The organism is Cupriavidus sp. BIC8F (genome assembly GCF_032465815.1).
Taxonomy (GTDB): Bacteria; Pseudomonadota; Gammaproteobacteria; order Burkholderiales; family Burkholderiaceae; genus Cupriavidus; species Cupriavidus necator.
On sequence record NZ_CP136095.1, the window covers coordinates 1,457,441 to 1,471,944 of the forward strand.

Annotated in this window: 12 protein-coding genes; 2 read left to right on the forward strand and 10 right to left on the reverse strand. The window is 65.8% G+C overall.

Going from position 1 to position 14,504, the window contains the following annotated elements:
- Nucleotides 1-81: 81 nt before the first annotated feature.
- Nucleotides 82-1,650, reverse strand: coding sequence for a sulfatase-like hydrolase/transferase (locus tag RS901_RS26815; protein WP_316157170.1), 1,569 nt, complete (start codon nt 1,648-1,650; stop codon nt 82-84).
- A 17-nt stretch (nt 1,651-1,667) separates the two neighbouring features.
- Nucleotides 1,668-2,645, reverse strand: a complete 978-nt coding sequence (locus tag RS901_RS26820; protein WP_316157171.1) for a Bug family tripartite tricarboxylate transporter substrate binding protein — start codon at nt 2,643-2,645, stop codon at nt 1,668-1,670.
- Between the two features lie 95 nt (nt 2,646-2,740).
- Here RS901_RS26820 and RS901_RS26825 point away from each other — a divergent pair, with 95 nt between their 5' ends.
- On the forward strand, nt 2,741-3,283 hold the full coding sequence (locus RS901_RS26825) for a MarR family winged helix-turn-helix transcriptional regulator (protein ID WP_316157172.1): 543 nt from the start codon (nt 2,741-2,743) through the stop codon (nt 3,281-3,283).
- Between the two features lie 17 nt (nt 3,284-3,300).
- Here RS901_RS26825 and RS901_RS26830 read toward each other — a convergent pair whose 3' ends face one another.
- From RS901_RS26830 to RS901_RS26845, 4 genes are all read right to left on the reverse strand, one after another.
- Nucleotides 3,301-4,515 carry a T6SS immunity protein Tli4 family protein gene (locus tag RS901_RS26830; protein ID WP_316157173.1) on the reverse strand — a complete coding sequence of 405 codons (1,215 nt, stop codon included), beginning with the start codon at nt 4,513-4,515 and terminating at the stop codon, nt 3,301-3,303.
- Nucleotides 4,512-6,347: a lipase family alpha/beta hydrolase gene (locus tag RS901_RS26835; RefSeq protein ID WP_316157174.1), complete on the reverse strand. Its 1,836-nt coding sequence runs from the start codon at nt 6,345-6,347 to the stop codon at nt 4,512-4,514. The genes RS901_RS26830 and RS901_RS26835 overlap by 4 nt, the downstream gene beginning before the upstream one ends.
- Nucleotides 6,337-6,474 (reverse strand): hypothetical protein, encoded by a 138-nt coding sequence (locus tag RS901_RS26840; protein WP_316157175.1) that lies wholly within the window; start codon nt 6,472-6,474, stop codon nt 6,337-6,339. Before RS901_RS26840 ends, RS901_RS26835 begins: the two co-directional genes overlap by 11 nt.
- Nucleotides 6,475-6,796: 322 nt before the next feature.
- Nucleotides 6,797-8,335, reverse strand: a complete 1,539-nt coding sequence (locus RS901_RS26845) for a sensor domain-containing diguanylate cyclase (protein WP_425476460.1) — start codon at nt 8,333-8,335, stop codon at nt 6,797-6,799.
- A 200-nt stretch (nt 8,336-8,535) separates the two neighbouring features.
- Between RS901_RS26845 and RS901_RS26850 the strand changes: the two genes are divergently transcribed.
- Nucleotides 8,536-9,567 carry a patatin-like phospholipase family protein gene (locus RS901_RS26850; protein WP_316157177.1) on the forward strand — a complete coding sequence of 344 codons (1,032 nt, stop codon included), beginning with the start codon at nt 8,536-8,538 and terminating at the stop codon, nt 9,565-9,567.
- Here the strand turns inward: RS901_RS26850 and RS901_RS26855 are convergent.
- The 4 genes from RS901_RS26855 to RS901_RS26870 form a co-directional block, all read right to left on the reverse strand.
- The gene (locus RS901_RS26855; RefSeq protein WP_316157178.1) at nt 9,548-10,192 is read right to left on the reverse strand and encodes a hypothetical protein; all 645 of its coding nucleotides are present in this window, start codon (nt 10,190-10,192) and stop codon (nt 9,548-9,550) included. The genes RS901_RS26850 and RS901_RS26855 overlap by 20 nt on opposite strands.
- Nucleotides 10,189-13,659 (reverse strand): adenylate/guanylate cyclase domain-containing protein, encoded by a 3,471-nt coding sequence (locus RS901_RS26860; RefSeq protein WP_316157179.1) that lies wholly within the window; start codon nt 13,657-13,659, stop codon nt 10,189-10,191. The genes RS901_RS26855 and RS901_RS26860 overlap by 4 nt, the downstream gene beginning before the upstream one ends.
- 152 nt (nt 13,660-13,811) lie before the next feature.
- The gene (locus RS901_RS26865; RefSeq protein WP_316157180.1) at nt 13,812-14,132 is read right to left on the reverse strand and encodes a non-heme iron oxygenase ferredoxin subunit; all 321 of its coding nucleotides are present in this window, start codon (nt 14,130-14,132) and stop codon (nt 13,812-13,814) included.
- Between the two features lies 1 nt (nt 14,133).
- The gene (locus RS901_RS26870; protein WP_316157181.1) at nt 14,134-14,502 is read right to left on the reverse strand and encodes an SUF system Fe-S cluster assembly protein; all 369 of its coding nucleotides are present in this window, start codon (nt 14,500-14,502) and stop codon (nt 14,134-14,136) included.
- Nucleotides 14,503-14,504 lie beyond the last annotated feature (2 nt).

Below are 14,504 nucleotides of genomic sequence, written 5' to 3' on the forward strand. Positions count from 1 at the left end.
CGGCCCCCCCATCCCTCGCTTCAAAGGATACGCCATCCGGGCAGGGGCACGTCGCCGGAACGCGGATGGCGCCGGGCGTAGTCACCACACGCCAAAGAACACGCCCGCCTGCTTGTACACATTGGTCTTGGCCGCCACCTCTTCGTTGGTCACCGTCACGCGCGGCTTGAGCGTGCAGAACCACTCCAGCAGCCGCAAGCGCATGGCGCTGCGCACGGCTTCGTGGCCGGGGTCGCTGCCCAGGTCGAAATACTCTTGCGGATCGTTCTGCAGGTCGAACAGCTGTGGCCGGAACCCTTGCCAGTGCACATATTTCCAGCGCGCGTCGCGCACCATCCAGGCGCGGCACTCGCCGGGATGGCGGCCCAGCGCCACGCGAGCGCCGCGATAGGCATAGTCCAGCTCGGATACGACGAAATCGCGCCAGCTGCCGGCATCGGCGCGCTCGCCCGCGCGCGTCAGGTCCAGCAGCGAGCGGCCCTCGACGCGGTGGTCGGCCGGCGGCAGGCCCAGTGCGTCCAGCACCGTCGGCACCACGTCGACCGCGCTGACCATGCTGGCCTGCGCGGTGCCGCGCGTGGCATCCGCCTGCGGCGAGGGATCGTAGACGATCAGCGGGATGTTCTGCACAGTGTCGTAGAACTGCTCCTTCTCGCCCAGCCAGTGGTCGCCCAGGAAATCGCCGTGGTCGGCGGTGAAGACGATCAGCGTGTCCTGCCAGCGGCCCAGGCGTTCAAGCTGTTCCCATAGCTGGCCGAGCCGGTCGTCGATCTGCTGGATCAGGCCCTGGTAGGCGGGCCGCACCGTGTCCGAGACTTCCCGGCGCATGAAGGTGGCGCATTCTTCCTGCGTGCGGTAGGCCGACAGCACCGGGTGCGGGTCTTCCAGCTCGGCCTCGTGGCGCTGCAGCGGCAGGCAGTCATCGAGCGAATACGCGGCGTGGTAGGGCGCGGGCGCCAGGTAGGGCCAGTGCGGCTTGACCAGCGACAGGTGCAGCACCCACGGATCATCGCCGCGCGTGGCGATGTACTGCATCGCCTGGTCCACCGTGTACGCGGTCTCGGAATGCGGCTCGGCCACGCGCGCGGGCAGGCCGGCGTTGCGCATGTGCCAGCCGGAGACGATCTCGCCGCGTTCGTTCTCGGCACTGATCACGTAGTCGGTCCACGGATCCGCGCTGTCGTAGCCTTGCCGGCGCAGCCAGTCGGCGTACGCGCTGTTTGGCTCGGCGTGGTGGCCGTCATGGCGGTCGACCTCGGTGAAGTGGCCGCTGCGCAGCAGTGTTTCCAGCTCGGTGCCGCCATCCAGGTGCAGCCGCTTCAGGTTGGCGTTGTCGGGCATCACATGGGTCTTGCCCGCCAGCGCCAGCGCGCGGCCGCTGTCCTTCAGGTATTCGCCCAGCGTGACTTCGCCGACCGACAGCGGCACGCGGTTCCAGGTGGCGCCGTGGCTGCTGACATGGCGGCCGGTATAGAAACTCATGCGGCTGGGGCCGCAGACCCCGGAAGTGACGAAGGCGCGGTCGAAGCGCACGCCGCGCGCGGCCAGCGCATCGATATTGCGCGTGCGCAGCGCCGGATGCCCGTAGCAACCCAGGTGGTCGCGCCGCAGCTGGTCGCACATGATGAAGAGAGTATTGCGGATCGTCATGATCGGTTTGCGGCGCTTCAGTCGCCGGTATAGCCGGACGCCTTGACCACCGGCGCCCACTTGCCGGCGTCAGCCTTGAGCACGCCGGCAAACGCGTCGGCCGGGCCGGTTGCGGGTTCCAGCCCCAGCTTGAGGAACTTCTCGCGCACGTCCGGCGACTGCACGGCCTTGACGATGGCGGCGTTGAGCTTGTCGAGCACCGGGCGCGGCGTGCCCGCGGGTGCCAGCAGGCCGTAGCGGCCTTCACCTTCGATGCCCTTGTAGCCAAGCTCGGTGAAAGTCGGCACATCGGGCAGCGCCACCGAGCGCTGGGTGCCGGAAGTCGCCAGCACGCGGATCTTGCCGGCGCGGTGCATTTCAGTCAGGTCAGCAAGGGTGTCGACCGAAGCCGGCACCTGCCCGCCTACCAGCGCGCTCATCAGCGGCGCCGAGCCGTTGAAGGGGACGTGCAGCATGTCGATGCCAACCTGCTTGCCGATCATCAGCCCGAAGAAATGCGGGATGCTGCCCAGCGCCGGCGAGGCGTAGGAGTTGTTCTGCGGACCGGCCTTGAGCCATGCCACGTAGTCCTTCAGCGTGCGCGCCGGGCTGGCCGGCCCGATGGCGAGCGCCAGCTGGAAGTTGGCGGCCTGCGCCACCGGCGTGAAATCGCGCTGGATATCGTAGTTGAGCTTGCGGTAGACCAGCGGCGCAATGGTCATCACCGCCGAGTTGGCCACCACCAGGGTATTGCCGTCGGCCGGCTGCGTGCGCGCGTAGTCCATCACCAGCCGCCCGCCGGCGCCGGGCTTGTTCTCGATGACCACGGTCTGGTTCAGGGTCTCGCGCAGCTTGTCGCCGACCAGGCGTGCGGCGAGGTCGGCAGTGCCGCCGGCCGGGTAGCCCACCAGGATGCGCAGCGGACGGTCCGATTGCGCGCTGGCGGGTGCGGACCATGCCGCGGCAACGGCCAGCAGGCACGCGGCGAATCGGGGAAGGAAGGTGCGAGGGCTCACGATGTCTCCAGTTTGTTGTCCGCCGGCAAGCGGCGTCGATGCAAGCTAACACCCGTCGATATAATTGACAAAGTCAACTAATTGGCAGGTGTGGCATGGCACACGACAACAGCGGCAACCGCCTGCAGCGGCCGCAGCGGCTGGCGGATTTCATCAATTACCGGGTCTACCACCTGAACCGCGTCGCGCTGGGCGCCGCGGCGCTGCACCTGCGCGCCACGGCCGGCGTCACGCGGCGCGAATGGCGCATGATTTCCTTCCTTGGCGAGCAGCCAGGCACCCGGCTGACCGAACTGGCCGAAAGCGCCGGCCTTGACAAAGTGCTGGCCAGCCGCGCCGTCCACGCGCTGGTGGAACGCGGCCTGGTCCGCCGCGAAACGCGTACCCAGGACCGGCGCGCTGCAGCCTTCACGCTGACCGAGCAAGGCGAAGCCGTCTACCGTGCCGCGTTTGCACAGGCGCGGGACTTCAATACGCGGCTGGCTGGCTGCCTGACGGCGGAAGAGGCGCGCGTGCTGTCGCGCTGCCTGGACAAGCTGCAGGCGCAGGCCGGTGCGATGCTGACCGAGGCGCAGGCGTTGCCACAGTCCGAAGGGCCGGAGCCGGTGTGGGATCTGCTACAGGTCTGGCGGGCCTAAGATGATGCGGCGGGGGCTCATGTGCTGGCCTCGCCCATCCACGTCCAGACCACCAGCGCTTCGTCTGATGGCGAAAGCCCGAAGCGGATCATCGGCATTCCTTTTTGCCGCAGGATGCCGGACTTGCTGGCCACCCAATCCGCTTGAGGGTGTCCGGGCGGAAGCGAGGCGCGCCAGATGCCGGACAGCGGGGTGGTTTCGCCCGAGCGCACCGTGACCGGATCGCCGGTCTGCGTCGGCGGCGCGTTGACACGGAAACGCACACCATCCAGCAGCCTGTCCCAGAGGGCTACAGCTTCCTCGTCCGTCAGCGATGCCTGATCCGCAGCGCCGATGCGATTGGCCGCCACCTTCGTGTACATCTTGGCGCCGATCACGGCCGGATGCAGCGTCGTTCGCTCCCTGCCAACAGCTTCCCACTCGAAGTCATGTGTGCCATCCGCACGGCGGACCAGCGATTCTTCCCCTTGCCAGACGCCGACCGTGCGCTTGCCCTCGCGCAGGGTCGTCAATTTCGGGTAGCGGCTTCCCAGATACTTCCTTTGCTCGGCAATCGAAGTCAGCAGACCACGTTCGTCGTCCACGCTGGCCAGCTTGTTGGAGTCCACGGAAAAGCTGACATCGGGCAGGCTGGGCAGCCGAATGCCTGCACCAAAGATTTCCTGGTAGCTGCCGGACGCGTCCGCGACGAAACCGTGGTCGATGCAGACGCCGGGGGCCGTGGGAATGTCTGCGTTGTCGCGTGCCCGGATGCCATGCACCAAAGGCGCAAGTTCTTCGCCACCATAGAACCATTCAAATAGATTCTGCCCAGATACAACAAACGTGTGCTTTCGCTCATTGCCATAGCTCTTTGCACTATCGCTGGGGAAGTACCTGACCTCGATGGTCTTACCTGATGATCCCGCCCCAAAATAGGTAACTTCGGCTGTCTTGTCTGCCGAAAGCACTTTAGCGCGATAGGCTTCCGCCACCTGCCTCAGCCGGCCTGCCGCGCCGACATTTGTCACGATTTTTCCCGGAAACTCCTGGAAGCCCCACAGCAACTCGGCTTCCGCCGGGACTTCCATCACATAGCGGCCAAAGCACACCTGCTTGGTCTTGGCGAGGAGGGTCTGCAAGCGCGGCGACAGCGCAATGGGTTCCGACATCTTGTTCTCCGGAGTGGCATACGATTGGCAGCCCGCGAGCAGCAGGCTGGCCAGAATGATTGCAAAGCCACGGCGGGTCATTGGTCCCACCATGTCGCGGTGTTGGCAATCTTGATGATCGAATACAGCGCGCTCGCCAGCACCTGGTCATTCTGATAGCTGCCCTGATGCTCGTAGCCAGTTTGCCGGAATAGCGTCCCGCGCACGGCTTCGGCGGAGGCCTTGGCGGGCACTGTCTGGTCGCCTGCGTCTACCGGCGGCTCCAGCCGTAAGGTGAGCGGCTGGTTGCTTCTTGTACGCACCACGATGCGGCCCTCGGCATCCTCGCTTTCGAATGTCCACGTAAGCGGGTCGCCATGCGGTGCCAGGTCGGTGATGTCCGCCCGCCAGGTTACGCTGCCATAGGATTTCTGCGAACTGTCTTCGCCGTAGCTCGCATAGGTCGTGGGGTGGTAAAGGTCCTTGATGTTCTTGTGGAACTTCTGAGCGTCCGCAATCCTTTCCAGTGAAAACTTGTATGGGTCTAAACCTTCATACTTCTTGCCCGCTGGATTGATCCAATCTGGATTCAACAGTCGCCACCACGCCTGCGGATTGCGCGTGTAGATGTCGTAGACCGGATCGCCCACCGCCATCGGCGGCGCCGGCTTGTCCACGCCCAGCTTCTGATGCAAGTCCAGATCGCTCAGATACGCCTTCAGTGGTGCATCCGATGTAATCGGCAGCGCCATGGCCTGCCGGTAGTCGCCGGTCTGCAGACGCAACCATCCTCGCGGGTAGGAGGCGGTCGGCAGCAGCTCCAGCGGCCCCGAGGCATTGGCAAAGACCGCCGTCACTTCCTTGCCTGTTCTGCCCATGACATTGCGGGCAATGTTCCCAACCAGATTGTCCTGCACGTCGGACCCCGTGCGCACGCGCTTGTAGGCCGCCCCGGCCCCGAGCGCAGGCTGGACGCCATGGTAGACGCCGAGAATCTTGTCCTGCGCATTGCCGTAGTCCGGATGCAGCAGGGCGCGGGCCACCAGGCCACCCATCGAGTGCGTGACCACGATCACCTTCTCGCACTGCCGCCCGTTGGCCTTGTACATCTCGATGATCTCGTCGATGCGCTTGGCCAGCTTCTTTGCGGACGTGCCATTGCTTTCCAGCCAGTTGTAGCCCATCGCGTAGACCGGATACCAGCAGTTCGCCACGCGCAGGATATCGGCCTCGGTCAGCGCATCGCCGGCGCCGCCCCAATAGGCGGGGTTGACGCCCAGCACTTCCACCTTCTTGCCCTTCTTCCAGGTTGGTGAGAGCTCTCCGTCAGTCAACGGCACCAGCATGTCGTTCAGGTGAGCCTCCATGAGCTTGATCACATCGCCATAGGTCTCGAACATGACTTCGCTCCAGCCGCGCCAGCGGGCCTTCTGCGCGGCGGTGGCCTCATGCTTGCCACGCTTGGCCTTCCACTGCTCGGCGGCAGGTGGCAGTGGCGCGCTCAGCAGCAAGCCGATATCGGGCAGCCCATCGGGGACGTTGCCGTGCCGCTTGTCGGAATTGACCGTTTCCTCGCCGGTCATGTTGAACTTTCCGGCGTCCTCGGTGATCTCGTAACGGTCCACCTCCGTTGCATCGGGATCGAAGTTCATTTGCCGCCGGCCCGGAGAGTCGTTGCGGCGGGCAAGCGTGTCCCCAATGTCATCCGGCCGCCAGGCAATGTTGTCGTCGCGCTCGAGATCCTCCTGCCGCTTCCGGCTCATGCGAAGGTGGCTCCCCATGATGCCCGGCAGGAAGATGACCGGAATCACCTTGTCAGGCGGCACGGGCAGACTGACGCGGCGCGTGTCGGTCGAAGGCGTCAGCGCAATGGTGGCGCCTGCATGGCCGCCGATCTCTTCGCCGGTTTTCAGATGGATGCGATCAGTGGCCACTTGCGGACTCCAGAATCTGAATCATGATGCTTTCAGCACCTTGACTTTGCTGGAGTCTGGTCAGCCCATCGGGGCCGGAGACCGTGACGGTGCGGGCGGGAAATGGCAGATAGTCGCGGATACTCATGCGGGCGGCCTCCTGAGATGAGGATTACCGCAAGGCACCTGTGTTGCGGATAACAGCGCCTTCTGCGGAGCGAAGGCGATGTTATCCGCAACAAATGCTAACCAGTACTAATGACTGAAAGTCTTATCGGAAAACCGGCAAATTTAGACAATTCATAGCCGTCATGCGGAATATTCCGCTGCTGCCAGCCGATGCGATGGCCTGCCTTCTCGTCTTCGGCATGCAGATAAACCGATTAAGCCTCGCGAGGTGGTTCCTGTTGCCGCTCTCCACCATTGAGCAAGCGGTTCCCTTGATCGTCGACGGAAGCATCCTGCGTAGTTCAAGGCGCCATTGCCACTGCCGTCGTCGTGCCGAAGGTTGCAACGCAATTGCGCCCGGAGCGCTTGGCCAGGTAAAGCGCTTCGTCGCCGGCACGGAGGAAGGCACGCAGCTCCGCGAAATCCTTTTCGTTGCCAGCGCTGTTGGCATCGGTCACCGCACCAATGCTGACCGTCAAGTGCCCGTCGGCGCCGGCCGCATTCGGAATCTGCAAGGCCTGGACGGCGGCGCGGATGGTCTCGGCCATGGCGGCCGCGCCGGCTGCGCTGGTGTGAGGCAACAGGATGGCAAACTCTTCGCCGCCATAGCGCCCCGCATAGTCGCCCGGCCGCCGCACATGGCGCTGGATGCAGGCGCCCACCGCGGCCAGCGCATCGTCACCGGCCTGGTGGCCGTAGCGGTCATTGAACTCCTTGAAATGGTCGACGTCGAGCATCAGCAGCGACAACGGCTGGCCGTGCCGCCGCGCGCGCCGCCATTCCACGTCGGCGGCATCGTCCAGCGCGCGGCGGCTGCCCAGCCCGGTCAGGCCATCGGTGTTGACCATCCAGCGCAGGTGCTCTTCCATCTCGGCGCGGCGCCGCCATTGGCGCGACAGCAATACCGAGAGCGCGATGATGACGGCGTCCAGCGCGATGATCAGCGCGCCGAACACCCAGGCGCGCTTGTACCACGGTGCCAGCACGTCGTGGGTGGCGCGTCCCACCACGACCAGCAGCGGAAAGCCCGGAATTCGCCTGAAGCTGTAGAGCCGCTGCACCCCGTCGACTGCTGCGACGCCGATAAACGTGCCTTGCGTGCCTTGCAGCAGCGGTGCAAATGACGGGCTGCCGGAGATGTCGCGCCCGATCGATTCGGCTTCATAGGGCCGCCGCATGATGATGGTGCCGTCCGTGCGCAGCAGCGTCAGGGTGCCGCCCGCGCCAAGGCTTACGCCATCGAACAGCTTGCGGAAGTAGTTCAGGCGCAAGGTGCCGAGCACGATGCCGGCAAAGCTGCCGTCCGGCGCAGAGAGCCGCCGGCTGATGCCGATGGACTTGTTCTCCGGCGTCAGGCGCGGCTGGAACGGCCGGCTCAGGTACAAACCGCTGTGATCGCCGCTGCGGTGGGCCTGGAAGTAATCGCGGTCGGAGACATTGACCGGGCGCGGCGGCCACTGGTGCGAGTCGAACACCAGCATGCCGTTGGCGTCGGTGACCAGCAGCGAGCCCATGTCTTCGGCATTGATCGAGCGGTCGAAGAGCAGCCGCTGGCGCAGCGCCGGAGGTTGCGCCAGCAGTGCGGGATCGTGCATGGCTTCCACCACGCCCCCGATCGCCAGTTCGTGGATCTGCAGGTTGCGCGTGATGCTGCGTTCCAGCGTCAGCGCCAGGTTGGCCGAGGCCTCGCCGGCATTGTCCAGTGCATCCCTGCGCATCTGTACCAGGGCGAGCGCGCCAAGGGCCGCGATCATGCAGACCAGGACAAGGCTGGCGGCCACGATCAGGGAGGCCGGGCGGGAAGTGGCTTTTCGAGCCGGAAAGTGAGGTATTTGACGCACGAAGGGGAGCTGTTCTGCTTTTATGCGGCCATTGTAGTACCTGGCCGCTGCCTGGCTCAGTTGCCTTGTGCGCCAGCGTGTCGTCCCCTGGCCAGGGCGTGCGGGGTGTGTGCCACTGCGCGCGTCCGGCACTACGCTGCACGCACAGTTCTTCCCTACACTTGATCATGGCGGGTTGCCGCCGCTGAAGGGAAGAACGCATGCAGCCAGAGCCTGCACAACCCAAGCCTGTGGCGCTCGCCCTGCAGGGCGGCGGCATGCATGGCGCCTTTACCTGGGGCGTGCTCGACCGGCTGCTGGAGGACGGCAGGCTGGCGATCGAAGGCGTCAGCGCCACCAGCGCCGGGGCCATGAACGCCACGGTGCTGGCCTACGGGCTGCTGCAGGGCGGCAGTGACGGCGCACGCCTGGCCTTGCATGATTTCTGGGAGGCGATCGCGCACTCGGCGCAGCGCTACAACCCGTTCCGGTGGCTGCCGTGGTTCAAGAGCAGCCATACGCTGGGCCTGAACCATTCCCCGATGTATGCGATGGCCGACATCGCGCTGCGCCTGCTGTCGCCGTACCAGTTCAATCCCAATAACCTCAATCCGCTGCGCGACGTGCTTGGCAGCCAGGTCGACTTTGCGGCACTGCGCGAGCATTGCCCGATCCAGCTGTACCTGTGTGCGACCAATATCGAGACCAGCCGGATACGCATCTTCCCGCCCGAGGAGCTCAGCATCGACGCCGTGCTGGCCTCGGCCTGCGTGCCAACGCTGTTCCAGGCGGTCAGCATCGACGGCCAGCACTACTGGGATGGCGGCTATGTCGGCAACCCGGCGATCTTTCCGCTGATCTATCACTGCCAGACGCACGATGTCGTGATCGTCCATATCAACCCGATCGTGCGCCACGGCGTGCCGACCACGGCCGCGGATATCCTGAACCGCGTCAATGAGGTCAGCTTCAACTCGTCGCTGATGCGCGAGATGCGCGCCATTGCCTTCGTCACGTCGCTGATCCAGCAGGGCAAGGTCGACGGCACGGAGATGAAGGAGGTGTGGATCCACTCGATCCGCTCGGACCAGACCATGGCCGCGCTGGGGGTCTCCACCAAGTACAACGCCGACTGGGCTTTCCTGTGCTCGCTGCGCGACAAGGGCCGGGAAGAAGCGAGCCGGTGGCTGGAGCAGCACTACGACAGCGTGGGCCGGCGCTCCAGCGTCGATATCAGCGGAGAGTTCCTGTAGGCCGGGCCGGCTGCGCCAGCCGCCACGTCAGGTTGGCGCGTGCCTGCGCCTCGTAGCGCGCCTGGAACAGGTCGGTGGTGTAGATGCGTGGGCTGGCCAGCAGCGCACCCAGGAAGGCGCGCTCGGCAGCGTCATAGGCGGCGTCGTCCAGGTCGGTGCGTTCGGCCCGCAAGTGATCGCCATTTTCCTGAAAGCGCGCGCGGCTGCAGCCCAGCGCCGCCAGGTCTATATCGGCGGTGAAGCGGCCGGCCAGGCTGGCCGGCACTTCGGCGTGCGTGGTTTCCAGGATAAGGGCGGCCACGCGCGCGGCGGCGGCGATGGTGCCGCCTGACCAATGGCGCAACCATGCGGCGCTGCGTTGCTCGTTGTCCGTGGCGCCGGGCAGGTAGATGACGTCGTGGCACCAGAGCGCCAGTTCCACCTCGTCGGTATCCGGTATCGCGCTGCGCGCCCAGTCCAGGTCGTGCAGGCAGCGCCGGACATGGTCGAGGGTGTGGTAGTGCCGCGTCGGTTCACCGTAGCAACGGGCGAGATCGGTAAAGGCGTCGGCCGCGCGCGTGCCGCCCGCACGTGTCCACAGGGCAACAAAGCGGTCTTGCAGGGGGAGGCCTGGCGTCGGGGTCATGCGTGCGGGCGCTCCGGGGTATTGGTGTGGTCGGTGGTCAACGCCGCGAGCAGCGCCTGGGCCTCCCGCCAGTCCGCGGTATCGGTGCCCTCGCTGAAGCTGCCATGGATCCGGGCCAGCGCTTCACGCGCCGCGGCGCCTTTGCCTTGTTGCCGCCACAGCCGGGCCAGGCTCAGGGTGGCCTGCAGTTCCAGCGGCTTTGCACGTTGTTCGTGGGCGACCGTGATGGCCCGGTGGAAGCAGGCTTCAGCTTCCTCCTGCGCGGCTGGCGGCGCAGGGTGCTCTGCCGACAGCTGCAGCATCTCGGCGCGCAGCCGGTACACGGTTGATTCATCGAGCCGCTCCCCGGTCTCTTCCACCAGCGCCTGTGCCTGCGTGAGCACGTCCAGCGCGGCGGTGGTCTGGCCTGCCCTGCCGCAGGCCTCGGCAACCAGGGCCAGAAGGTTCGGCATGCCCAGTCTGCCGCCGGTGGCCTCATAGGCGGCTACGCCCTGGCGCGTCAGCGCAACGCCTTCCTGGTGACTGCCCAGCTCCGCCATCGCCCAGCCTTGCAGGACGGTGCCCCACGCGAGGTAGATCGGAAAACCCTGTTCGCCCGAGATGGCGATGGCTGCTTCGGCGTACTCCTGTGTCAGCCGGACTTCGTGCCGGCATCGATGCTGTTCCGCGGCAAACACCAGGCACAGCGCAAGGTTGTACGCATCCGGGCGGGAACGGGCCATGGCAAGCGCTTCCTGGCAGCGTGCCAGTGCCTGGTCCGCCAACCCCTGATACCACAAGATCCAGCCCAGCGTACTGGTGGCGTGGACGGCCGGGTCGCGTCCGTAGCCCGTCAGGAAGTCGTACGCCGGCTGTTCAGGGTGCGGCACCGCGAGCACCGCCTCCATATGCTTGCGCGCGGCGTCCAGCATGCCAAGGCGGAACAGCGTGGCGCCAATCGCGCGATGGCCCTCCGACAGTTGCTTGGGCTTCTGCGACTTCATGGCCAGCGCCAGCAGCCGCTTGCCCAAAGGCAGCGAGACCTGGTATTGCGCACGCAGCTGATAGAACGCCCACAGCCCCAGTTGTGCCGAGAACACGTAGGGCGTCTGCTGGCCTTGCTCGCACAAGGCCAGCGCCCGCCGGTAATTGCCCTCCACTTCGGGCGATGCCTGGCCCCGGGCCGCAATCAGCGCGGGCCCGAGCGCAAGCAGCAGCGTCAGTTCCTGGCGCGCGCGTTCGGCACTGTCGGGTTGCCGCTTGAGCAGGTCGATGGCGGTGCTCAGGTGCCGGATTGCTTCGGCCTGCGCGGAGCGCAGCAGTGCCTGCTGGCCGGCGCAGTGCAGGTACTCGACCGCCTTCGGGATGTTGCCGCTGAGGCTGTAGTGGTGCGCCAGTTCGCTGCAGTAGTCCTTGAGCCGGCCATGGAAGAGCGCCTCGATCGCCTGGGCGGAGCTTTCATGCAACGCGCTGCGCCGCTCGGTGAGCAGCGAGCTGCCGGCCACTTCCTGGGTCAGCGCGTGCTTGAAGGCGTACTCGACCTCCGGGAACGCCGGACGCTCGTAGACGAAATCCGCAGCCTGCAGGTCTGCCAGCAGCGGATGCAAGTGGTCTTCCGGCAAGCCGGTCACGCGCAGGACCAGGCTCAGCGGGAACTCCTTGCCGATCACGGCCAGCGTCTGCAACAGCTCCTTCTGGGCCAGCGGCAGCCGATCGATACGGGCGGCCAGCACGCCTTGCACGGTGGTGGGGATATGGAGCAGGGCCGGCGCGGTCTCGATGCGGTAGCAGCCGGGCTGGCCGAGCAGCGCGCCTTCCTCGGCCAGGGTCTGGACCACTTCCTCCATGAAGAAGGGGTTGCCTTCGGTCTTGTCGAGGATCAGCCGCTTCAGCGGCACCAGGCTGCGGTCGTCCCCGAGCAGCGCGGTCAGCAGTTCCTGCGCCTCCGCCTGCCCCAGCGGCTGCAGCTGCAGCTGCGAATAATGCCCGTCCGCATTCCAGTGATGGCTGTACTCCGGCCGGTAGTTCACCAGCAGCAGGATCCGCGCGCCGGGTACATGGTCGATCAGCATGTTGAGGAACGCCTCGGTCTCACCGTCCAGCCATTGCAGGTCTTCGAAAATGACTTCCAGTGGCTGGTTGAGGCTTTCCCGGACCAGCAGCCGCGCGATGGCGTCGAAGGTACGCTGGCGCCGGATGGTCGGGTCCATGGTCGGCAACGGCGAGTCGGGCTCAATGGTGCCGAGCAGGTAGAGCAGGTAGGGCAGGTGCTCTTCCAGCGAACGGTCCAGCGTCAGCAGCCTGCCGGTCACCTTTTCGCGGCAGCTGCGGTCGCCGTCCTGCGCCGTGATCTGGAAATAGCTCTTCAGCATCTCGATCAGCGGCAGGTAGGCAAAAGCCTTGCCGTGCGAGACCGAAAAGGTCTCCAGCGCCAGGCAGCCCTGCTGCGACCTGACCTTGAATTCATGGAACAGCCGGGACTTGCCGACCCCCGCTTCGCCGACCACAGCAACAATGCGCCCATGACCCGCCTTGGCCTGCTCCAGCGCCGCGTGCAAGTGCTCCAGCTCATCCTGGCGCCCGACAAACCTGGCCAGGCCGCGGTGCGCCGCCACCTGCAGGCGCGTGCGCAAGGCCCCCAGGCCAACCACCTCATACACCGCGAGCGGGTCGCGCACGCCCTTGACATGGGTGGTCCCCAGCGCCGTGAACTCGAAATAGCCTTCGGTGAGCCTGTGGGTCGATTCGCTGACCAGGATCGACGCCGGCGTGGCAATCCCCTCCATGCGCGAGGCGATATGGATGGTGTGCCCCACCGGATCGTAGTCGGTGTGCAGGTCATCCTTGCGGATCGAACGCACCACGACTTCGCCGGTATGGATGCCGATCCGGATCTGCAGCGGAATGCCTTGCTCCAGCCGCACCCGGTCGCTGTGGCGATGCATCGCATCCTGCATGCGCAGTGCCGCGTAGAGCGCGCGCAAGGCATGGTCCTCGTGGGCGATCGGCGCGCCGAACAGCGCCAGGATGCCGTCGCCGAGGAACTTGGCCACATAGCCCTCATAGTGGTGCACTGCTTCCATCATCAGTGTCACCACGGGGTCGATCAGCCGGCGCGTGTCTTCCGGGTCCAGGTCCTGCGTCAGCGCGGTCGAGCCTGCCATGTCGGCAAACAGCGCGGTGATGGTCTTGCGCTCGCCGGCAGTCTCGCCCCTGGCCTCCATCGCCGCCTGCTCGGCCAGGATGCGCCCGGCAAGGTGGGGCGGCGTGTAGAGGACCGGGGCCGTGGCCGCAGGCGAGGGCGGCACTGGCGTGGAAACGGTGCCGGCAGGGGCGTCGGACAGCGCAAAGCCGCAAGCGCGGCAGAACTTCGCGGCTGCAGTGGCCTCTTCGCCACACTGTGGGCAGGCTCGGCCAAGCCTTGCCCCGCATGCCTCACAGAAGTTGGCTCCCGCAAGGTTCGCGAAACCGCAACTGGTGCAGCGCATTTCGCCTCCTGGCCGTCGTTGGTCGCCTGGACGGTACTCAAGACTATTAGAGGTGGGATCGACGGGGATGGCAAGGCGGTGCTGCCTGATGACAGTGCGTCCAAACTGCTCCATGCCAAGTGACTGATCTTGTACCGGCTCGGGGTGTACGCTTATTCCCAGCGCTCGTCCCTGACCTGCACCTTACCGTCCGCCACCCGGACCGGGAACGTCGCCACCGGCTCGTAGGCGGGCGGGGACAGCGCCTCGCCCGTCAGCAGGGAAAAGCGCGAGCCGTGGCGCGGGCAGACGACTTCCTGGCCTTCCACGTCGCCGCCGCAGAGCGGCTCGGCCTCATGCGAGCAGAGGTCCTCGATGGCGTAGTAATTGCCACCCACATTGAATACCGCGACCTGGACGCCATCGACATCGACGCTGCGGCAAGTGCCGGGCGCGAAGTCCTGGGCTTGGGCGACATCGATCCACTCGCTCATTTCAGATCAGCCCCAGTTCCAGGCGTGCCGCCTCGCTCATCTGTTCTCTCGACCAGGGCGGGTCCCACACCAGTTCAACCTCGACTTCATTCACCCCGCTGGCTTCCATCACGGCGCCCTCCACCACGCCGGGGAAGGTCTGCGCCACCGGGCAGCCCGGTGCGGTCAGCGTCATGCGGATGCCCACCTTGCCGCTGGCTTCGTCCACCGATAACTGGTAGATCAGGCCAAGGTCGTAGATGTTGACCGGGATCTCGGGGTCGTACACCGTGCGCAAGGCCGCTATCACCCGCCCCTCGAGGCTGTCCGGCTCAGCCTCGAACCTGTCTTCGTGTTCCCTGGCCTTGTGCAGCCAATCGATCATGCTCATGT

Excerpts from the sequence above, each read along its gene's own strand:
- RS901_RS26815 (WP_316157170.1), bottom strand. The coding sequence starts at position 1,650 with ATGACGATCCGCAATACTCTCTTCATCATGTGCGACCAGCTGCGGCGC.
- RS901_RS26825 (WP_316157172.1), top strand. The coding sequence starts at position 2,741 with ATGGCACACGACAACAGCGGCAACCGCCTGCAGCGGCCGCAGCGGCTG.
- RS901_RS26830 (WP_316157173.1), bottom strand. The coding sequence starts at position 4,515 with ATGACCCGCCGTGGCTTTGCAATCATTCTGGCCAGCCTGCTGCTCGCG.
- RS901_RS26840 (WP_316157175.1), bottom strand. The coding sequence starts at position 6,474 with ATGAGTATCCGCGACTATCTGCCATTTCCCGCCCGCACCGTCACGGTC.
- RS901_RS26850 (WP_316157177.1), top strand. The coding sequence starts at position 8,536 with ATGCAGCCAGAGCCTGCACAACCCAAGCCTGTGGCGCTCGCCCTGCAG.
- RS901_RS26855 (WP_316157178.1), bottom strand. The coding sequence starts at position 10,192 with ATGACCCCGACGCCAGGCCTCCCCCTGCAAGACCGCTTTGTTGCCCTG.
- RS901_RS26860 (WP_316157179.1), bottom strand. The coding sequence starts at position 13,659 with ATGCGCTGCACCAGTTGCGGTTTCGCGAACCTTGCGGGAGCCAACTTC.
- RS901_RS26865 (WP_316157180.1), bottom strand. The coding sequence starts at position 14,132 with ATGAGCGAGTGGATCGATGTCGCCCAAGCCCAGGACTTCGCGCCCGGC.
- RS901_RS26870 (WP_316157181.1), bottom strand. The coding sequence starts at position 14,502 with ATGAGCATGATCGATTGGCTGCACAAGGCCAGGGAACACGAAGACAGG.